Source organism: Streptomyces sp. CB01881, assembly GCF_002953255.1.
Lineage (GTDB): Bacteria > Actinomycetota > Actinomycetes > Streptomycetales > Streptomycetaceae > Kitasatospora.
On the sequence record NZ_CP026498.1, the window covers coordinates 10,375,694 to 10,394,046 of the forward strand.

An 18,353-nucleotide genomic window follows, 5' to 3' on the forward strand; every position below is an offset into this window, starting at 1 on the left:
CGCCTTGAGTTCCGGGGCCACCGTGCTGTCGTGCCGCCATGGCGTCGCGGCAGCACAGCAGTGCGGCAGCACGGCAGTGCGGCATCGCGGCAGCCCCTCAGCGCCCGGACGGGTCGGGTTCAGCCGTCCATGGTGGCCCGGCGGCGCGACAGCCCGGGCCCGGGGGCGCGTCAGACCGGGGCCCGGTGGCCCGGCGGCACGACAGCCCGGTGGCGCGTCAGACGGGCAGCAGCCGGGTGATCAGCTCGCCGAGCCGGCGGGCGTTGCGGCAGGAGTGCATCTCCACCGCCTCCGCGTACGCGAGTGCCGCGGAGTCGCCGGAGCCCCAGAGCGAGGGCTGCTCCGGGTTGAGCCAGTAAACCCGCCGGGCCCGCGAGGCGATCAGGCGCAGCGCGGGCACGTTCGGGTCCCGGTGGTTGTTGCGGGCGTCGCCGAGCACCAGCACGCTGGTGCGCGGGCCGACCGCGTCCAGGTGGTGCTCGGCGAACTCGCCGAGGGCCGAGCCGTAGTCGCTGTTGCCGTGGTGGCCCATCACCTTGGCCTCGGTGAGGATGCGCCGGGCGAGTACGGCCGGATCGGCGCCGCCGCCCTTGGCCAGCAGCCCGGTCACCTCGGCGGTGCGGTTGACGAAGGCGAACACCCTCACCTTGCTGAACTGGTCGCTCATCGCCTGTACCAGCAGCATCGTGAAGTCGGCGAAGCCGGCCACCGAACCGGAGATGTCACAGAGCAGCACGATCTCCGGTCGGGCCGGTCGGCGCAGCCGGTACGCCGGGCGCAGCGGCACGCCGCCGGTGGAGAGAGAACGGCGCAGGGTGCGGCGCAGGTCGATCTCGCCGCGGGCGGCCCGGCGCCGCCGCGCGGCCAGCCGGGTGGCCAGCTTCCGCGCCAACGGGTGCACGGTGCGACGCAGTTCGGCGAGCTGGTCACGGCCGGCCGCGAGGAAGTCGATCCGGTCGGCACTGGGGGCGACGGCGCGTTCGGCGATCCGTTCGGCGCCGCGCAGTTCGGCGACCCGGCGGCGGGCCTCGGTGCCGACCATGGCGCGGAAGCCCTGGATGCGGCGGCGGATCTCGTCGGCCAGGAGGCGGTCGGAGACGTCCGCCAGGGTGTCGGGGGCGGGGCCGTCGCGCAGCGCCGCCAGGACGCGGGCCAGCAGAGTCTCGGGGGCGAGCCGGCCGAGTGTCTGGTGGGCGGACCACCCGTCAGAGCCGGGGGCCGAGCCGACGCCGTACCGGCCGAACGCGGCCACCGCCTCGCCGGCCAGGCGGGCCTGGGCGGCCCGGTCGTCGGCGGCCAGTGCGGCGGCGAGCCGCTCCCGCAGGTCCTCCCGGACGGCCTCCGGGGTGGCCTCGTCGCCCTCCGCGGAGCCGTCCCGGGCGGTCTCGGGGGCGCCGACGCCGGCCGGGAAGTACAGGTCGAACGTCGCGTCGTAGACGCCGCGCTGGCCTTCGGAGCGGAGCAGCGCGGCGGCCAGGCCGGCCCGCAGCTGCTCCCGGTCGGCGAGGCCGAGGACGTCGGCCACGGCGGCCGCGTCCACCGTCTCGGCCGGACCGATCCGCAGCCCGTGGCCGCGCAGTGCCCGGACCATGCCGGTGAGCCGGGCGGCGAGGTCGGCCGTACCGGGTGCCTCGCCGGCGCCGGTTGCACCTGCTCCGGCTGTACCTGCCGCGGCTGTACTTGCTCCAGCTGTACCTGCTCCGGTTGCAGCCGTTCCGGTTGTAGCCGTTCCGGACCGGCCCGGTTCCGCCGGAACACTCATGCCAGGGTGAGCTTCCGGGTGGCCTTCAGGATGTCGTCCTGGTGCTTGAGGATCACCCCGAGGGTGTCGCGGACGACAGCCTCGTCCAGGGTGTCCGCGCCGAGTGCGAGCAGGGTGCGGGCCCAGTCGATGGTCTCGGCCACCGACGGCGCCTTGCGCAGCTCCATCGCCCGCAGCGCGCCGACCACCCGTACCAGGGACTCGGCCAGCGTGGCGTCCAGGCCGGGGACCTTCATGCGGACGATCCGGCGCTCCAACTCGGCGTCCGGGTAGTCGAGGTGGAGGAAGAGGCAGCGGCGGCGCAGCGCCTCGGACAGCTCGCGGGTGGCGTTGGAGGTGAGCAGGACGAAGGGCCGCCGGGTGGCCGCGATGGTGCCCAGTTCTGGGACGGTGACCTGGAAGTCGCTCAGCACCTCCAGGAGCAGCGCCTCCACCTCGACGTCGGCCTTGTCCATCTCGTCGATCAGCAGCACGGTCGGCTCGTCGCCGCGGATGGCGGTCAGCAGCGGGCGGGTGAGCAGGAACTCCTCGCCGAAGATGTCGGTGCGGGCCTGGTCCCAGCCCTCGTCCCGGCCGGCGGTGATCCGCAGCAGCTGCTTGGCGTGGTTCCACTCGTAGAGCGCGCGGGCCTCGTCGATGCCTTCGTAGCACTGGAGCCGGACCAGCCGTGCCCGGCCGATCTCGGCCACGGCCTTGGCCAGTTCGGTCTTGCCGACCCCGGCCGGGCCCTCGACCAGCAGCGGCTTGCCCAGCCGGTCGGCGAGGAAGACGGTGGTGGCCACCGCGGTGGAGGCCAGGTAGCCGGTCTCGGCGAGCCTGGCCTTGGCGTCCGCCGCCGACTCGAAGAACCCGGTGCCGTCGCCGCCCATGTGCTCCACTCCCCGTCGATAGCCCTGCCCGGTGCGTCTGTGCTCCGCACCCTACCGGCCGGTCACTTCGCTGTCCCGGGTCGGGCGGTCGCGGGGTCGGGCGGTTGGGCGGAAAGCCGGCAGGGCGGCAGGGCGGCAGGGCGGCAGGGCGGTTGGGCGGTTGGGCGGCAGGGTGGTCGGGGCTCGGGCGCACCGTTGCTGTCACCCGGCAACGGGGAAGGCGGCGTGCGCCACCGGGGGTGCCGCACGCCGCTCGCTGTTCCGGCCGTCCGTTCTCCGGACCGTCCGTCGTTCCAGCCGTCCGTCGTTCCGGCCGACTGCTGTTTCGGCTGCCCGCTGTTCCGGCCGTCCGCTGCTCCGCCGGTTTCACGTCAGCCGGTTCACTTCTGCCGGTCGGACGTCAGCGGGCGGAGCCGGGCGTCAGTTGACGTAGACGTGCGGGCTGCCTGCGACCGAGCTGTCGACGACCGGCCCGTAGGTGGCGGAGAAGTAGCCGGTGGCGAAGCAGGTGCTGGGGCCGGAGACCTTGGCGAACGCCTGGGAGGCGAACCCGATGGTCTGCCCGGTGTTGTTGGTGGTGCCGGAGATGCTCCCGGGCGCACGGTAGACGCAGGTCGTGGGGCCGAGGATGGTGTTCAGCACCACCGTGGTCTGAAGCGGGCCGGCGGTCGGGCTGAGGGTGACGGGGTTGCCGGCGGCGTCGCTCACCGAGTTGGTGTACGGCAGGTTGTTGACCGTGATGCTCTGCACGGAGATGACGCCGATGACGTTGGCGGTGCAGGAGCCGAAGGTGTGGCTGTTGAGCTGCTCCGTGGCCACGCCCGGCGCGGCCGGGTTGTTGGTGACGGTGGCGGAGAAGGAGGAGACGGCACACTTGATGCCGCTCGTTCCGGTCGCGCTGGAGTAGAAGGTCGCGTAGCTGCCGGAGGCCAGGTTGGCGGTCAGGACGTCGCCGACGGCGACGTCGGTGCCGGCGGCGCCGAGGCCGCCGTAGGTCAGTACGGCGGGACCGGCGGCCTGGGCGGGGGTGACGGCGGCGGTGGCCAGGGCGATGGCGGCGAGTGCCGCGGCGCCGAGGGTGCGGCGGATGCGCATGGGGTGCCTCTCTCCGTGCGGAGTTCTGGGTGGGGGAGCCCGCGGAAGTCGCGCGGTGGTACGCGTGGTGCTACGCGCGGCGGGGTGGCGCAGGGGTGCCGCGGCGGGCGCGGCGGAGTGGGTGCCGGGCGGCGCGTGGTGATGCGTGGTGGCGCGTGCCGGCACGTCGGCGGTGCACTGTGGGGGAAGGTGCTTCCGGTGGTGCGGCGGGCCCGGCGCCACGGGCCCGCCCGTACGGCGAGGAGGTGCAGGGAGTGCGTGGGGTGCATGCCGACGGCTGCCACCGGCGCATGCGTTCGCCATACTGAACAGTCGGAACGCGTGAAGGCCCCCGGCGGCTGATGCCGCGAGTGGGAAACCTGCGAGTGTTGTAAACCAGCCCTTGCGTCAATGTCAATACAGAGCACAGGAGTTGGCGATGAACCGGGATGCCCTCCAAGGCGCCGAGGCGCTGCTGCTGCCGGGCGCGCGCGCCGGCCGTGACCCGGCCCGCTCCATCAAGCGCGGCCCGAGCCGGCTGCCGCCCGGGGTGGTCGCGGCCACCCAGCGCGAGCGGCTGCTCGACGGCCTGGTCCACACCGTGGCGCAACACGGGTACCAGCACGCCACGGTGAGCGACATCTGCCGCGCGGCGGGCGTGACCCGACCGGTCTTCTACGAGCTGTTCAGCGGCAAGGAGGACGCCTTCCTCGCTGCTCACCGGTACGGCACCGGGGTGGTGATGCGGCGGATGGCGGCAGCGTTCGCGGCGGCGCCCGACTGGTGCACCGGTATCCGCGAGGCCCTGCGCGCGCTGCTCGGCCTGCTGGCGGGCGTGCCGGCGTTCGCCACCATGGCGGTCATCGAGATCGAGGCGCTGGGCCCGGCCGGGCGCCAGGAGATCGCCCAACTCCTCAGTCGCTTCCGGGCGTTCTTCGCCGAGGTGCCCGAACCCCCCGGCGGCGTAGGGGCGGAGGCGCTGGTGGACGCGGTGGTCGGCGGCGTCTACCGCACCCTGCACCGTGCGGTGGACGCTGGGCGGACAGAGCAACTTCCCGATCTGCTACCGGCGTTGAGCCTCTTCTGCCTGGCGCCGTTCCTCGGTCCGGCGGAGGCGGAACGCCGGCTCTCGGCTTCACCGCAGCAGAGTTGATGGTGCGTCACAAACGCCGGTGAGTGATCCTTCGTGCACCCGTATTGACCCGCCGGATACCGGGCAGTAGCTTTCCAGTTACCGACTGCGGTCCGACCGGCCCGCCCCGCTGCCAAGGGGCGGCCCACCGGCCGGGCCGCAGAACGCTGTCCGCGCCAGGACAACGTGCCAGTGCCTGCACATCCCACCACCCGAGGGAGCACACATGGCCACGTCCGAGGACGCCGCCCCCACGCCCGAAACCACCGGGACACCCGCCGGGACGAGAGGGAGGGTCCGGCTTCGGCGCACCGCGCTGATGGCCGTTCCCGCCGTCGCCGTCGGTGCCGTCCTGATGACCCTCACGGCGCAGGGCGTGCTCGCCGCCCAGTTCGCCATCTCCGGAATGCCGTTCACCGTCACCGCCGACAGTCTGGACGGCGTCGGCTTCGAGCAGTTCGGCAGCCTGGACCACATGATCGACGGCAGCCCGAACGCCGGTGACACCGGCGGCCAGGTGCTGGTCGCCGTCTCGGCGATCAAGCAGGCCGAGCTGACCAAACTCTGCCAGAGCGTCGACCTCGGCGGCATCAACCTGCTGATCAGGGCCGGCGACGGCGGCACCCCCGTCACCGCCACCGACCTCACCACCGACTCGGACCTGCTCTCCGGCGACGCGTCGTTCAAGAACATCGAGATCGGCGGCGACGCCAGTACCTACACCAAGGCGGGCGTGAAGGGCCTGCCGGGCGTGTTCGGGCAGCAGGCCGACACCGTCACCATCAAGAACCTGAGGCAGCACAACTACGCCACCACCGCAGGGGCGTTCAAGCTGCCCAACCTGCGGCTGAGCTTCAGCTCGGAGGGCTGCTGACGGTGGCCGCCGATCCCGTACCCGAGGCCGACGGGGCAGCCACTGGGGAGGCCGGGCCCGCTGGGGCGACGGCGCCCACCACGGCGGCGCAGACGACCGAGCCCGCGGGGACGGCCGAGTCCGCGGGGACGGCCGAGTCCGCGGGGACGGCCGCCGTGGCGACGCGCGGCGCCGGGGGCTGGCGAGGCTGGCGGGGCCGGCGGCCGTTCTGGGGCGGTCTGCTGGTGCTGCTGGGCGGCGCGGAGATCCTCTTCACCCTGCGGGCCCCGCTGCCCGTCGTCCTGCACATCGGGATGCAGGGACTGGCCGGCTACCTGGTGCCGATCGTGATGACGGTCTGCGGTGTGCTGATCCTGCTCAACCCCGCCCAACGGCTGTTCTACTCCGTCCTCGCCGTCCTCAGCTCGCTGGCCAGCTGGATCACCTCCAACCTGGGCGGCTTCCTGGTCGGCATGATCATCGGAGTCCTGGGCGCCTGCCTCACCTTCGGCTGGCTCCCCGACCAGCCCCCACGCCGCCGCCGGCTCCGCCGCTCACCGGCCGCCAAGGCACCCGGCCCGGCCGAGGCCTGACCCGGCTCCACCCAAGACGCGGCGCCCCGCCCCCGGTGATGGGAGAGCACCGGGGGCGGGGCGCCGTGAACTGTTCTCCGAGGTTGAACTTACATGGCAGGAACCATACTTCGCTCAAATGGGGCAGGGCTTCTGCTGCTTCTCCGAGGTGTCGTGTCACATTTGGTCACAGTCCATAGCGATCTTCAGCCCAGTAGCTCGCCCGGCTTGTCCGAGCCAGCCTTGAGACTCTGCGGGTCAGGGCGCACGTAGATCCGCTTGGTGAAGGAGAGATCTGCGTGCCCGGCTCAGGCCGACACCCCGTTGTCGGGCGCGCCGTTGTTGGCCATCGACGAGAGCACAGCGTGGCGGGCGTCGTAGAGACGAACCCTCCGGACGCCGGCCTGCTTCATCAGCCGCTGGGCGTGCCAACGGAGCTTGTCGGTTGTGAACGGGCGACCCAACTCGTCAACCAGGACGTAGCCGGAGTCCTCACCGACGACGAACGCGCCGCCGTCGACGACGGCCAGGCTGTCATCGACCAACTCCTGGCACGACTCACCGACGTCCCTTCCCGGGCGGGCCCGACACCACGCCAGCTCGGAATACCTGCGACAGTCACGTTGCTTTCCGTCGTCGGGTCCGGCACAGCAAGCAGCCGGCGAGGAGCTACGAAGAGCCGTTCACAACTGGCGGCACCAACTGAAGGGCGAAGCGTGACGTCACAACCTGCCCCGGATCTGGCCAGTCTCTATCCTGAACTCGGCCAGGACGGCACGCTCCAGATCGCCCTGCAGAAGCCGTTCACCATGCTGGATATCGCTTCGACGTGCTCCCCGAACGAGCGCCAGGGTGGAAGCGATCAGGAGCTCGGGCGGATAGTGACAGCCGGACGACGAATGCTCACCTGGGCATCCAGGACCGCTGCTTCGTCATGAGCTTCTGGGAACGCGGTGTCGCGATGGCCAAGGGCACGACAAGCAATTTGAATGAGGCTGCCACGGCTACCGGGGTCTGGCAGTCCGGCGCCAACCTGGAGGATCTGCGAGCCGCATGCCCGTTCGTCCACTATGGCACGCTCGCCGAGGCCCACGAGCGCGGCACCGCAATCGAGACCATGTGGACGATCTACCGTCAGGTCGCAGCGTCACACGTCGACCACGACCTCATCGAAGCGTCTTACGCACAGCCACAGCTCCGAGCCTTGTTCCCCTTCCACAGCCACATGTCGCTGAACTTCAGCCGCTGCACCGGATTCCCCTACACCCACGACGTTCCAGTGGTTACTCCCGTGGACGGGAAATACCGTGTCACCTGGTGGAAGACCCGCTCGCCTCACGGACCGGCGGACATCGGAGAGGCTGACAACCCGCGTGACGCTGTTGCCTTGGTCGTCGCCCACCTTCCCCCCGAGTGCGGGCCGGCAGTCGTCGGCACTGCCAATGACCTTGACAAGTCAGATTCCACATAACGCCATGGGAAACGGTCTACGCCTACTTCGCCCGCTGGCAGAAGGGGGGAGTGTTCGAGCAGCTCAACGGCCTGTTATGCCGCCTCGTCCGCATCCGCGAGGGGCGCAACCCCGAGCCGACGGCGTGCATCATCGACTCGCAGAGTGTGAAGAGCTCCATGAACGCTCCCGCCGCCACGCAGTGCGCCGACGTCGGGAAGAAGATCGTGGGCAGTTATCTTGAGCCAGCACCGAGGTGTCCTTCATGTAGGTGAAGCGTGCTGGAAGTCCCCCAACTTGCTTGGTGGATGCGGTTATCTGCCGCTGTCCATCACGGAGGAGTTGGAGGCGCGATGCGCGTGCACAGGGTGCTGATGCCTGGGTCTACGACGGAGTCGTGGACGCTGCTGGGGGATGATCTGAGGCCTGTCGGTCCGGTGGAGTCGTTCCTCGCGTACCTGTCTGCGGTCGAGCGGTCACCGAACACCGTCAAGGCCTACGCCCACGATCTCAAGGACTGGTGGTGCTATCTCGACGGCCGCGGCCTGGACTGGAAGTCGGTCGACCTGGAGGTGATGGCCGGGTTCGTCGCCTGGTTGCGACTGCCGCCACCGGCCCGGAACGGGGCGGTGGCGGTCCTGCCGACGGTCGAGCACCACTGCACCGCGTCCAGCGTCAACCGCAAGCTCGCCGCGGTCAGCACGTTCTACGAGTTCCACGCCCGAGGCGGTGTCGAGGTTGCCGGCCTGCTGGTGACGATGCGCCCGGCCGGACGGCACCGGTCCGCGGCCACCTCCTACAAGCCGTTCCTGCAGCACGTCGCCTCCGGGAAGCCCGAGCGGACCCGGACCATCAAGCTCAAGACCGGCCGGACGCACCCGCGCGTCCTGACCGCCGCCCAGGTCCAGAAGATCCTGGACGCCTGCGAACACCTGAGGGACCGGCTGCTGTTCGCCCTCCTCCTCGACACCGGCGTCCGCATCGGCGAGGCCCTCGGCCTGCGGCACGACGACGTCGCCATCGCCGAACGGCAGGTGACCGTGGTGCCGCGGCAGAACGACAACCGGGCCCGGGCGAAGGCCGGCCGCTCCCGCACGATCCCGGCGAGCGCGGACCTGATGCGGCTGTACTCGGACTACCTGCACCGCGAGTATGGCGCCCTGGACTCCGACTACGTCTTCGTGAACCTCTTCGCCGAACCACACGGCCGTCCTTGGGGCTACCCGGCTGTTTACGACCTGGTCCAACGGCTCCGGAAGACCACGGGGATCGCCTTCGAACCCACCAATACCGCCACACCTACGCCACCTGGCTGCTGCGGCGGGGCGCCGGGATGGAGACGGTGAAGGAGTGTCTCGGGCACGCCTCGATCACCACGACGATCGACACATACGGTCACCTCACCGTCGAGGACGCCCGCCGCACCCTGGAGGAAGCTGGCTGGTTCACCGGCCGGGAGGTCCGGCTGTGACTGTTCCCGCCGAGAAGGCTCCGGGACGAACGAGGCTGCTTGAGCGGCTGATGGCCGTCGTCCGGCCAGAGTTCCGCACCGAGATCTACGTCCCCGCTCCGGACGACCCCGTGTTCGTCGCCGACGAGTGCACGGTCGCGGACTGCGACCGGACAGCGGCGTCGACCCGCCGCGGACTCTGCAATGCCCATGCCATCCGATTCCGCAAGCGCGGCTGCCCGCCGATGACGGACTTCCTTGCCGACCCGGGCCCGCCGGTGAGGGGCCGCAGATCCCTGGCTGCCTGCGTCGTCGCCGGCTGCCGCTACGGACGCGGCGCCAAGAACGGCCTGTGCGCCAAGCACCGCGACCGGTGGGGTCGGGCCGGCAAGCCCGACCTGGCCGCCTGGGATGCCCCTGACCTGGCCCCGGGTGACAGCGCGGCCTCCGAGTGCCGGCTGCCGTGCTGCGACCTCTGGGTCGCCAGTCCCACGAAGTTCTTCTGCGCGGGCCACGACGACCGGTGGCAGCGTCATGGCCGGCCCGACCCCGACCGTTTCATCGCCGACTGCGAACTGGTCGGAACCGCCAGCATCGATCTGCGAGACCTGGCAGCACAGTTGAGACTGGAGATCCAGTACGCACTGCAGTGCCGACACGACGCCCGATCCCGGACCGCCGCCCCTCGCCTGGTCATGCCGGCCGTCCGGCGCGTCACCGCACTCGGGATCACGTCGCTGCTGGACCTGTCAGAACAGCAGTGGCGCCGACAAGTCGGAGCCCAGGCCGCCGAGTCGCTCCTGTTCCTGCTCGATGCCCGTGATGCGCTGGAAGCTCTGCGGGACGGAATCGGCTGGGAGATCGAATACTCCAGGAATGTGTGGCGGCTGGACAGGCTTCCGGGCATCACCACTTCGGCCGGGCGTCCCTGCCCGCGCGCTCGGCTGCGGTTCGACCGCATCACCCAGCCCTGGCTGCGTGAGCTGGGCAAACGGTGGACGAGGCTGCGGCTGACGTCCGGGCTGAGCATCGGCGCCGCCCGGGCCGGGGCCGACGCTCTCATCTGCTTCAGCGGCTTCCTCACGTTCGTCGGCGTCGACGCGCTCGCGCAGGTCGACCGGCCGCTGCTGGAGCGCTACCTCGCGCACGTGATGTCACAGCCCGGCGGGCACGGCATGAAGAAGACGCGGATCGGCTCGCTCAACCTGTTCTTCCAGAACATCCGGCAGCACGGCTGGGAGCACACTCTGCCCGGCACTGCGGCCTTCTACGTCGGCGACGTCCCACCGGTCCCCGAGCAGGTCGACCGCCGCCTCGCCGAGTACGTCATGACCCAGGTCGAATCGCCCGGCAACCTCGACCGTTGGCCCGACGCGGCCGGCCGCCTCGTCACGCTCATCCTCACCCGTTGCGGACTTCGGATCTCCAGCGCCTTGGCCCTCGACTTCGACTGCCTCCTCCACGACGGCCAAGGCGCTCCCTACCTGCGCTACTTCAACACCAAGATGAGGCGCGAGGCGGCCGTGCCGATCGACGAGGAACTCGAAGCAGCTATCCGCGACCAGCAACGCCGGGTGCTGGGCCGCTGGCCGGACGGGACGCCCTGCCTGCTGCCCCGCCAACGCGCCAACGTCTCGGGGAGTCTCCCGCTGGCGGACGGCACTTACCGACGGATGCTCGGCCGCTGGCTGGCGACCTGCGAGGTCCGTGACGAACACGGCCGAGCCGTGCATCTGACGCCCCACCAGTGGCGGCACACGTTCGCCTGCCGACTCATCAACCGGGACGTCCCGCAAGAGGTCGTCCGGGTCCTCCTGGACCACGACTCGCACAAGATGACCTCGCACTACGCCAAGATCACCGACCAGACCGTGCGGCGGCACTGGGAGACGGCGACCAGGGTCAACATCAAGGGCGAACGCGTGACCCTCGATCCCGACGGGCCGCTCGACCAGGCCCAGTGGGCCAAGACCCGCTACGGAATCGCCACCCAGACCCTGCCCAACGGCTACTGCGGACTGCCCGTCCAGAAGACCTGCCCACACGCCAACGCCTGCCTGACCTGCCCAGTCTTCCTCACCGGACCCGAGTTCCTGCCCGAGCTTCGCGAACAGCGCACCCGCACATTGACGCTGATCGACAACGCGAAGAGCTGCGGCCACACCCGCGTCGCCGAGATGAACCAGCAGGTCACCAACAACCTCGACCGCATGATCAGCGAGCTGGAAGACGGCCAGGACGAACACGAGGAGACCGCGGATGCCAGCTGACAACGCCCACCTGATCGTCGCGGCAGCCCGCCGACGGGCCGCGGCGACCCGCCGACGCGCGACCTCAGCCCTGCGGCGGATGGACGCCACCGGCACCGTGATCACCTTCGAGACAGTCGCCCGCGAAGCAGGCGTCTCCCGGTCCTGGCTCTACAACCAGCCCGACCTGAGAGCCGAGATCGAACGTCTCCGAGCCCGGCACCGGCCCGTCCCCGCAGCCCGACCGGTTCCCGACCGACAACGAGCCTCCGACGCCTCGCTGCTGCGACGCCTGGAGGCCGCCACTGAACGCAACCGCCAACTGGAGTCCGAGAACAAGGAGTTGCGGGATGCCCTCACCCACGCGCTCGGGGAACGACGCACCGCCGACCTGCCAGGCCACCCCCACGACACGCCGAAGAAGAAATCTTCCGCTGCCATCGGACCCTGCTGACCGAGCGTCATGAACACCGTCCACCACACATCGCACCAGGTCAGCAGCCTGCGAGTAGGGCAAGCTCAAGATAACGTCCGGAAGCGGTACATCGTCACTGACACGATCGGCTTGCTGCTGGTAGTGCTGGTCACCGCCGCGAGTGTGCAGGACGGCACCGCCGGCTGGCAGCTGTTGACCGCGGTCGCAGCCGACCACCCGATCATTGGTGGTCTTCTTGACCTCCTAGCCGCGGGCTGCCGGGCTGGCGGTCCACAGCTTCTTCATAAAACGTCGAGCGGGGCCAACTCTGCGCGCATGTCGGCCCGGTTGGCTTGCCTGATCCGCTCCTTGGCGTCTGCCTCTTCCTGGTCTGCCTGCTGGTCCGCGACAAAGCGGTGGTAGGCGTCGTTCATCGACATGGCATGCCGTCCTTGCGGGTTGCCGGGTCTGGCCTTGGTTACCGGGTCTGGCCTTCAGTTCCAGGATGCGCCGGTCGGTGGCACAGGGCACGGGGCCGACAGGAGAACACCACAGGGGGCGAGAACGGGCAGCCCCTTCCTGCATCAGGAAGGGGCTGCTCCCGTGGCTCAGATCGTCGAGGTGTCGATGACGAAGCGGTAGCGGACGTCGCTGGACAGAACCCGCTCGTAGGCCTCGTTGATCTGGTCGGCGTCGATCAGCTCGATCTCGGCGCCGATGCCGTGGGCGGCGCAGAAGTCCAGCATCTCCTGGGTCTCCGGGAGACCGCCGATCATCGAGCCGGACAGCGACTTGCGGCCGACCAGCAGTGCGTGGGCGTTCACGCTGACGGGCTTCTCCGGCGCCCCGACCTGGACCAGTGTGCCGCCGGTGCGCAGGAGGCCGAGGTAGGCGCTCAGGTCGAGGTCGGCCGAGACGGTGTTGACGATCAGGTCGAAGGTGCCGGCCAGCTCGGTGAAGGTGGCCGGGTCGGAAGTGGCGCGGTAGTCGTCCGCGCCGAGCCGCAGGCCGTCCTCCCGCTTGCGCAGCGACTGGCTGAGCACGGTGACCTCGGCGCCCTTGGCGTGCGCGATCTTCACACCCATGTGCCCGAGTCCGCCGAGGCCCACGATCGCGACCTTCTTGCCCGGGCCCGCGCCCCAGTGGGTGAGCGGCGAGTACAGCGTGATGCCGGCGCAGAGCAGCGGCGCGGCGACGTCCAGCGGGAGCGCGTCCGGGATGCGCAGCGCGTACCCCTCGTCCACCACCAGCTGCGAGGAGTAGCCACCGTACGTCGGCTCGCCGTCGCGGCCCACGCCGTTGTAGGTGAAGACGGCGCCCGGGGTGCCGGAGCAGTACTGCTGGAGCCCGGCCAGGCAGTTGTCGCACTCCCGGCAGGAGTCGACGAAGCAGCCGACACCGACCCGGTCCCCGACCGCCCAGCGGGTCACGCCCGGGCCGACCTCGGCGACCACGCCGGCGATCTCGTGGCCCGGCACCATCGGGAAGATGCCGTCGCCCCAGTCCTCGCTGACCTGGTGGATGTCGGAGTGGCAGATGCCCGCGAAGCGGACGTCGATCAGGATGTCGTGCTCGCCCACGGCCCGGCGCAGGACGGTGGTCTTCTCCAGCGGCGCCTTCGGGGCGGGGGCGGCGTACGCGGAGACGCTCCGCGGCTGTGCGGTGTCCGTGGTGCTCGTGGCGCTCGTGGTGCTCGTTCCGGCGTTCGTCGTGTTCGTCGTGTCCGTCGTGTCCGTCGTGTTCGTCATGTGCTTCAGCCTGCGCCGACCCGGTCCGGGCAACCAGATCAGAGCTTGTCGTACGCACGGCCAACGTACGACTGGCAGGCTCACCCTCATACTGGGCCGCATGGACCAGCGCACCGAACTCAGCGAATTCCTCCGGTCGCGGCGGGCCCGGCTGCGCCCCGAGGACGTCGGCCTGCCCGACCACGGCACCCGCCGCCGCGTCCCCGGACTGCGCCGGGAGGAGCTGGCGCAGCTGGCGGGCGTGAGCACGGCCTACTACACCCGGCTCGAACAGGGCCACGGGGAGTCCGTCTCCGTCGCCGTGCTGGACTCGATCGCCCGCGCCCTGCGGCTCACCCAGGCCGAGCGCGAGCACCTCCAGCGGATCACCAAGCCCGCCCGGCGCAGGACGGGGCGCGCCGCGTCCACCCGCCCGCAGCAGGTCCGGCCGGCGCTCCAGCAGCTGCTCGACGCGATGGAGGGCGTGCCCGCCTACGTGCTCGGACGGCGGCTGGACATCATCGGCTGGAACCGGCTCGGCAACGCCCTGCTCGGCGACTACTCCGCGATGCCGCCGGAGCAGCGCAACATGGCCTGGCACGTCTTCCTCGACCCCGCCGCGCGCGAGCTGTACGACGACTGGGAGGGCAAGGCCACGGACGTGGTCGGGATCCTGCGGCTGGACGCCGGGCGCGACCCCGACGACCCCCGGCTGGCCTCGCTGATCGGTGAACTCTCCCTCAAGAGCGCCGACTTCCGCCGCCTCTGGGCCGCCCACGACATTCGCGACAAGGGCCACGGCACCAAGGAACTGCACCACCCGGTGGTCGGCCGGCTCACCCTGCGCTACGAGACGCTGCGCCCGGCCGGTGAGCCCGACCTGGTGCTGGTGACGTACCACGCCGATCCCGGCTCCACCTCGGCCGAGTCGCTGCGGCTGCTGGCCAGCTGGGTGGCGACCGGCCCGTCGGGCGACAGCGAGGTCGACAGGCAGGTCGGGGGCGAGGTCGACAGGCAGGTCGGGAGGGAGGGCGACAGGGTGGTCGGGAGGTCGGGCGCTACGTCGGGCGACCCGTCCACAGGCGGGCCGGGCGCCGCGTCGACGGGCCGGACGTCCTCTCCGGAGACGTCCCGTTAGTCCGGTGGTCCCGGTCCCGCCGGGACCACCGGCCCTGTCCCGGCCCTTCCGCCCGGCCGTGTAATGGACCTGCGGCGGTCCGGGCCCACCCCTGCCCGGAATCGGCAGAAGTCCCTTCGGCTGGGTGAACTCATGCTGAACAGAAGCGATCTGACGGCTGGTTAGGCTTTCGATCATGGAGATCGTCAGCACCGCCACCGAGTACGACCAGTTGATCGCACGCCACCACGCCATGCTCCTGCGCCGCCAGATCCTCGCCCCGTCGTCGCAGTCGTCGCCGTCGGCCGGAGCGTCGCAGGCCGGAGCGCCCCGAGTCGGTCTGCCCTATGGCGGCGCGCCCCACGACGGCATGCCCTACGACGGCGCCGCCGACCAGCGGCTGATCCTGGACAACCTCGGCCCGGTCGCCCCGTTCGCGGACCTCATCGACCACCTCTACGACTCCATGTTCCGGCGCCGGCCCTTCCTGCGCAGCCTCTTCCCCTCCTCGATGGAGTTCCAACAGGCTCACCTGGAGCGGATGTTCACCCATGTGATCGAACACCTCCACCGGACCGACGAGCTCGCCGACACGCTCGCCCGGCTCGGCCGCGACCACCGCAAACTGGGCGTCCGGCCGGTCCATTACGAGGCCTTCGAGGAGGCGCTCTGTGAGGCGCTCCGGCACCGCGCCGGCTCCCGGTGGACGGAGGATCTGGAGGCGGCCTGGGTGCGGATGCTGCGCTTCGCCGTCGGGGCGATGGTGGCGGGCGCCGAGTCCGCGCTCACCGAACCCCCCTACTGGCACGCCGTGGTGGTCGGTCACGAGCGACGCCGCCCCGACCTCGCGGTGCTGAGGGTGCGCACCGGCGAGCCGTACCCGTACCGGGCCGGCCAGCACGGCACGGTCGAGCACCCGCTGCTGCCGCACTCCTGGCGGCAGTACCCGATGAGCCGCGTGCCGCGCGCGGACAACGAGCTGGAGTTCCACGTCCACCGCACGGGCCCGGGCGGAGTCGGCGAGGCCCTGGTCGAGCACACCGCCGTCGGCGACAGGCTCCGCCTGGGCCCGCCGCGCGGCACGCCGGCGCCCGAGGGCGTGGGCCGCGAGCTTCAGCCGGCGGCCCACGCCCCGGCGCCCTGGCGCTGAGGGGGCGGTCGGGCGGTCGGGCGGCAGTCCGGCCGGTCACGCCCGGACTGCCGCCCGCACGCCTTCACCGCGCGCCGGGGGCCGGGTGCTGGGACCGCTCCGGGCGGGGCTCCCGCCGGGCGGGCCCTACGGCCTGGTCAGGCGCGTACGGTGAGCCAGGCGCCGAGGCCGCTGCACCCGCGTGCGTCGTACGTGGTGCTGCGGTAGCCGGCCGGGATCGGGGAGTACGGGCAGGTCCAGATCCCGTTCCGGACGAGCTGGTGGTACCAGGCCCCGACGCCGCTGCACCCCTTGGAGTCGAAGTTGGTCAGGACGTACCCGGAGACGATCGGCGAGCCCCCGCAGGTCCAGATCCCGTCCCGTACCGGCTGCTGGAGCCAGGCGCCGTGGCCGTTGCAGCCGCTGATGTCGAACATCGTGATGACGTAGCCCGGGGGGACGGCGACCCCGGGACACGTCCACCCGCCCACCGAGGCCGCCGCTGCGGCGGGCGCTTCGGCAGGCGCAGCCGCTGCCCCCACGGCCGGGGCGGCAGCGGGTATACCCGCGGGTGCGGCGGCGGGTACGGAGGTGGCGGGAGCAGCGGCGACGGCCGCTCCGGCCGTGGTGCCCGTGAGCGCGGCCGCGAGCAGTGCAATGGTGGCGGCCGTACGGGCGATCCACCCCGGGGCGGCGGTCGCCCGGGAGTGGTTTGTCGGCTGACGGAAAGTCAAAGGCATGGCACACCGGTCCGATCGGTAGCCCTCCCCGACGCGTTCCGGCGATTGGGGAGGCGGGTCAGCAGGGACTCGTCGCACCCTAGTGGGCGCGGCCTGCGGCGGTCGCGGGACGGCCGAAAGGCCTGCCAACATGACCGGAAAGCCATCCGACGGCCTACCTGTCCGCCCGAGTGCCTGCCTGTCCGCCCGACGCCTCACCCGCCCGACGCCTCACCCGCCCGACGCCTCACCCGCCCGCGGCGACAGGCCCGGGCCCGGGCCCGCGACAGGTCCGGACCCGGGCCTGTCACCGTGGGCCGTCCGCAGGCCTGTCCAGCAGGTCAGCGGTAGCAGTACGAGTCCGACGAGGCGTCCCCGCCCGCCAAGTGCGTCTGGTGCACCCGCAGGCCCCGGAACTCGTCCCCGTGCGGGTAGAAGCGCGGGTCGACGGTGAGCCCGCCCGACTCCGTGTCGGCGTCCAGCTTGACGATCCACGGCTCGATGCCGTCGGGGTAGAACTGGTCGTCCCAGGACCCGTACAGCGAGTTCGTCAGGTAGAGCCGCCGCCCGTCCCGGCTGATCTCGACCATCTGCGGTGCGCCGCTCAGCGGTCGGCCCGGTTCGGCCGGGTGCGGCGTCCTCGCCACCACCCCGCCGAGCCGCACCGAGCCGGCCAGCCGAGGGTGGAACGGGTCCGACACGTCGTACTGGAACAGCTCGCCGGTGCCCCAGGCCGAGATGTACAGCCAGCGGTCGTCCACCGACAGGTTGATGTCCGTGACCAGCGGCGGCACCGCGCCGAACGGTTGGAGGGCCGGCGGCAGGTCCTCCGGCTTCGCCGGCTCGGCGGGTATCTCGATCACCTTGCGCGCGGTGAACGCCGGGCCGTCCCGGTACCAGAGCCACACCGAGGCGGAGAGGTCCTCCACGTTGGTGACCACGCCCACGAACCCCCACTCGGCCTGCGGGTCGTGCGCCGGCCGCAGCTCCAGCACCATCTGGTACTGGTCGCCGAGGTCGATCCGCTGGAGGTGCCGCCCCGAGTCCAGCTCCCAGAAGTGCAGTGCGTGCCCGTACTTGCGGCCCAGCAGCAGCTCCGGCACCACCCCGTCCTCGACCATCGACGGCGTGCCCCATTCGCTGGTCACACCCACGTTGGTGCCCAGGTGCCACCAGACGTCGTAGGCGAGGTGCTGCGGCCCCCGCTCCGTCTCCCATGCGCGCAGCACGTCGAAGGTGGTGTGGTCGAGCAGCGCCACCCCGCCCGGCCCGTCGCCGCCGTCCCCGCTGCCGAGGCAGGACAGGAACACGCCGTCCGGCCCGCAGTGCAGCGTGTGCGGACGCGAGTACCCCGCCCTCGCCGCCAGCTCCTCGGCGGACACCGTCTTCACCAGCCGCGGCCGCACCGGGTCCGGCCGGGTGTCCATCACGTGCAGCCGGGAGGACCGCAGCCCCGGCAGCAGCAGGTACCGCCGCTCCGGGTTCTCGTGGCACGCGTGCGCCAGCGCGCTGGAGCAGGCGTTCCAGCCGAAGTGGTGCAGCTCGTCGCCCAGCCCCGGGAGTTCGGCGAAGTTGAGCACCCGCCCGTAGGTCGGCGACGCCGGATCGGTGTCCACGGTGATCAGCGCGTCCGGCCGCTGCGCCGACCGGTCGAACCCGGCCACGTACGCCAGCCGCTCCGGCGGTGCGGCGATCGCCTCGGCGGGCGTGCGGTAGAGGGACGGGTCACCGTGACCGGCCCGCGGATCGTGCCCGTGCGGCATGCTGACTCCTCAACTGGCTTCATCGGCAGCTTTATTGACAGCTTCATTGACGGCTTCATGGGCCAGGGGAGT

16 protein-coding genes and 3 pseudogenes are annotated in these 18,353 nt (G+C 71.3%); 11 read left to right on the plus strand and 8 right to left on the minus strand.

Features of this window, described 5'->3' with window-relative positions:
* Positions 1-217: 217 nt before the first annotated feature.
* The 3 genes from C2142_RS34630 to C2142_RS34640 form a co-directional block, all read right to left on the minus strand.
* The gene (locus C2142_RS34630; protein WP_148646823.1) at positions 218-1,591 is read right to left on the minus strand and encodes a VWA domain-containing protein; all 1,374 of its coding nucleotides are present in this window, start codon (positions 1,589-1,591) and stop codon (positions 218-220) included.
* Positions 1,592-1,758: 167 nt separating this feature from the next.
* Positions 1,759-2,631, minus strand: coding sequence for a MoxR family ATPase (locus C2142_RS34635; protein WP_148647205.1), 873 nt, complete (start codon positions 2,629-2,631; stop codon positions 1,759-1,761).
* A 420-nt stretch (positions 2,632-3,051) separates the two neighbouring features.
* Entirely contained in the window at positions 3,052-3,726 is a 675-nt protein-coding gene (locus C2142_RS34640) for a Tat pathway signal sequence domain protein (protein ID WP_148646824.1), read from the minus strand.
* 418 nt (positions 3,727-4,144) lie between these two features.
* Here C2142_RS34640 and C2142_RS34645 point away from each other — a divergent pair, with 418 nt between their 5' ends.
* The 3 genes from C2142_RS34645 to C2142_RS34655 all read left to right on the plus strand — a co-directional run bounded on the left by C2142_RS34645 (position 4,145) and on the right by C2142_RS34655 (position 6,283).
* A complete protein-coding gene (locus C2142_RS34645) occupies positions 4,145-4,858 on the plus strand; it encodes a TetR/AcrR family transcriptional regulator (RefSeq protein WP_148646825.1) in 714 nt (237 codons plus the stop codon).
* A gap of 205 nt (positions 4,859-5,063) precedes the next feature.
* On the plus strand, positions 5,064-5,711 hold the full coding sequence (locus C2142_RS34650; RefSeq protein WP_148646826.1) for a DUF6230 family protein: 648 nt from the start codon (positions 5,064-5,066) through the stop codon (positions 5,709-5,711).
* A gap of 155 nt (positions 5,712-5,866) precedes the next feature.
* Positions 5,867-6,283, plus strand: a complete 417-nt coding sequence (locus tag C2142_RS34655; RefSeq protein WP_148646827.1) for a DUF6114 domain-containing protein — start codon at positions 5,867-5,869, stop codon at positions 6,281-6,283.
* A gap of 287 nt (positions 6,284-6,570) precedes the next feature.
* Here the strand turns inward: C2142_RS34655 and C2142_RS34660 are convergent, their stop codons facing one another.
* Positions 6,571-6,807, minus strand: a complete 237-nt coding sequence (locus C2142_RS34660) for a hypothetical protein (protein WP_153882845.1) — start codon at positions 6,805-6,807, stop codon at positions 6,571-6,573.
* A gap of 389 nt (positions 6,808-7,196) precedes the next feature.
* Between C2142_RS34660 and C2142_RS34665 the strand changes: the two genes are divergently transcribed.
* The 6 genes and pseudogenes from C2142_RS34665 to C2142_RS40860 form a co-directional block, all read left to right on the plus strand.
* A complete protein-coding gene (locus tag C2142_RS34665) occupies positions 7,197-7,733 on the plus strand; it encodes a DUF6193 family natural product biosynthesis protein (protein WP_148646829.1) in 537 nt (178 codons plus the stop codon).
* A 2-nt stretch (positions 7,734-7,735) separates the two neighbouring features.
* Positions 7,736-7,945: pseudogene (locus C2142_RS34670) on the plus strand (IS5/IS1182 family transposase); the annotation flags it as partial.
* A 141-nt stretch (positions 7,946-8,086) separates the two neighbouring features.
* A pseudogene (locus C2142_RS34675) lies at positions 8,087-9,183 on the plus strand (tyrosine-type recombinase/integrase).
* Positions 9,180-11,432 (plus strand): tyrosine-type recombinase/integrase, encoded by a 2,253-nt coding sequence (locus C2142_RS34680; protein ID WP_241002957.1) that lies wholly within the window; start codon positions 9,180-9,182, stop codon positions 11,430-11,432. Before C2142_RS34675 ends, C2142_RS34680 begins: the two are co-directional and overlap by 4 nt.
* Entirely contained in the window at positions 11,422-11,865 is a 444-nt protein-coding gene (locus C2142_RS34685) for a DUF6262 family protein (RefSeq protein WP_206671086.1), read from the plus strand. The genes C2142_RS34680 and C2142_RS34685 overlap by 11 nt, the downstream gene beginning before the upstream one ends.
* 75 nt (positions 11,866-11,940) lie before the next feature.
* A pseudogene (locus tag C2142_RS40860) lies at positions 11,941-12,072 on the plus strand (IS5/IS1182 family transposase); the annotation flags it as partial.
* Between the two features lie 56 nt (positions 12,073-12,128).
* Here the strand turns inward: C2142_RS40860 and C2142_RS34690 are convergent.
* Together C2142_RS34690 and C2142_RS34695 are read right to left on the minus strand one after the other, a co-directional pair.
* Positions 12,129-12,266 carry a hypothetical protein gene (locus C2142_RS34690; RefSeq protein ID WP_153882846.1) on the minus strand — a complete coding sequence of 46 codons (138 nt, stop codon included), beginning with the start codon at positions 12,264-12,266 and terminating at the stop codon, positions 12,129-12,131.
* 168 nt (positions 12,267-12,434) lie between these two features.
* A complete protein-coding gene (locus C2142_RS34695) occupies positions 12,435-13,574 on the minus strand; it encodes an NAD(P)-dependent alcohol dehydrogenase (RefSeq protein WP_148646830.1) in 1,140 nt (379 codons plus the stop codon).
* Positions 13,575-13,674: 100 nt separating this feature from the next.
* Between C2142_RS34695 and C2142_RS34700 the strand changes: the two genes are divergently transcribed.
* The gene (locus C2142_RS34700; RefSeq protein WP_148646831.1) at positions 13,675-14,691 is read left to right on the plus strand and encodes a helix-turn-helix transcriptional regulator; all 1,017 of its coding nucleotides are present in this window, start codon (positions 13,675-13,677) and stop codon (positions 14,689-14,691) included.
* Between the two features lie 175 nt (positions 14,692-14,866).
* The gene (locus C2142_RS34705; protein ID WP_148646832.1) at positions 14,867-15,820 is read left to right on the plus strand and encodes a globin domain-containing protein; all 954 of its coding nucleotides are present in this window, start codon (positions 14,867-14,869) and stop codon (positions 15,818-15,820) included.
* 137 nt (positions 15,821-15,957) lie between these two features.
* Here C2142_RS34705 and C2142_RS34710 read toward each other — a convergent pair whose 3' ends face one another.
* Together C2142_RS34710 and C2142_RS34715 are read right to left on the minus strand one after the other, a co-directional pair.
* A complete protein-coding gene (locus tag C2142_RS34710) occupies positions 15,958-16,539 on the minus strand; it encodes a hypothetical protein (protein ID WP_194235834.1) in 582 nt (193 codons plus the stop codon).
* A 320-nt stretch (positions 16,540-16,859) separates the two neighbouring features.
* Positions 16,860-18,281: a selenium-binding protein SBP56-related protein gene (locus C2142_RS34715; RefSeq protein WP_148646833.1), complete on the minus strand. Its 1,422-nt coding sequence runs from the start codon at positions 18,279-18,281 to the stop codon at positions 16,860-16,862.
* Positions 18,282-18,353 lie beyond the last annotated feature (72 nt).

Bases quoted from the DNA above. Each gene is read 5' to 3' on its own strand.
- C2142_RS34630 (WP_148646823.1), bottom strand. From the start codon at position 1,591: ATGGTCCGGGCACTGCGCGGCCACGGGCTGCGGATCGGTCCGGCCGAG.
- C2142_RS34635 (WP_148647205.1), bottom strand. From the start codon at position 2,631: ATGGGCGGCGACGGCACCGGGTTCTTCGAGTCGGCGGCGGACGCCAAG.
- C2142_RS34640 (WP_148646824.1), bottom strand. From the start codon at position 3,726: ATGCGCATCCGCCGCACCCTCGGCGCCGCGGCACTCGCCGCCATCGCC.
- C2142_RS34645 (WP_148646825.1), top strand. From the start codon at position 4,145: ATGAACCGGGATGCCCTCCAAGGCGCCGAGGCGCTGCTGCTGCCGGGC.
- C2142_RS34650 (WP_148646826.1), top strand. From the start codon at position 5,064: ATGGCCACGTCCGAGGACGCCGCCCCCACGCCCGAAACCACCGGGACA.
- C2142_RS34665 (WP_148646829.1), top strand. From the start codon at position 7,197: ATGAGCTTCTGGGAACGCGGTGTCGCGATGGCCAAGGGCACGACAAGC.
- C2142_RS34685 (WP_206671086.1), top strand. From the start codon at position 11,422: ATGCCAGCTGACAACGCCCACCTGATCGTCGCGGCAGCCCGCCGACGG.
- C2142_RS34690 (WP_153882846.1), bottom strand. From the start codon at position 12,266: ATGTCGATGAACGACGCCTACCACCGCTTTGTCGCGGACCAGCAGGCA.
- C2142_RS34695 (WP_148646830.1), bottom strand. From the start codon at position 13,574: ATGACGAACACGACGGACACGACGGACACGACGAACACGACGAACGCC.
- C2142_RS34700 (WP_148646831.1), top strand. From the start codon at position 13,675: ATGGACCAGCGCACCGAACTCAGCGAATTCCTCCGGTCGCGGCGGGCC.
- C2142_RS34705 (WP_148646832.1), top strand. From the start codon at position 14,867: ATGGAGATCGTCAGCACCGCCACCGAGTACGACCAGTTGATCGCACGC.
- C2142_RS34710 (WP_194235834.1), bottom strand. From the start codon at position 16,539: ATGCCTTTGACTTTCCGTCAGCCGACAAACCACTCCCGGGCGACCGCC.
- C2142_RS34715 (WP_148646833.1), bottom strand. From the start codon at position 18,281: ATGCCGCACGGGCACGATCCGCGGGCCGGTCACGGTGACCCGTCCCTC.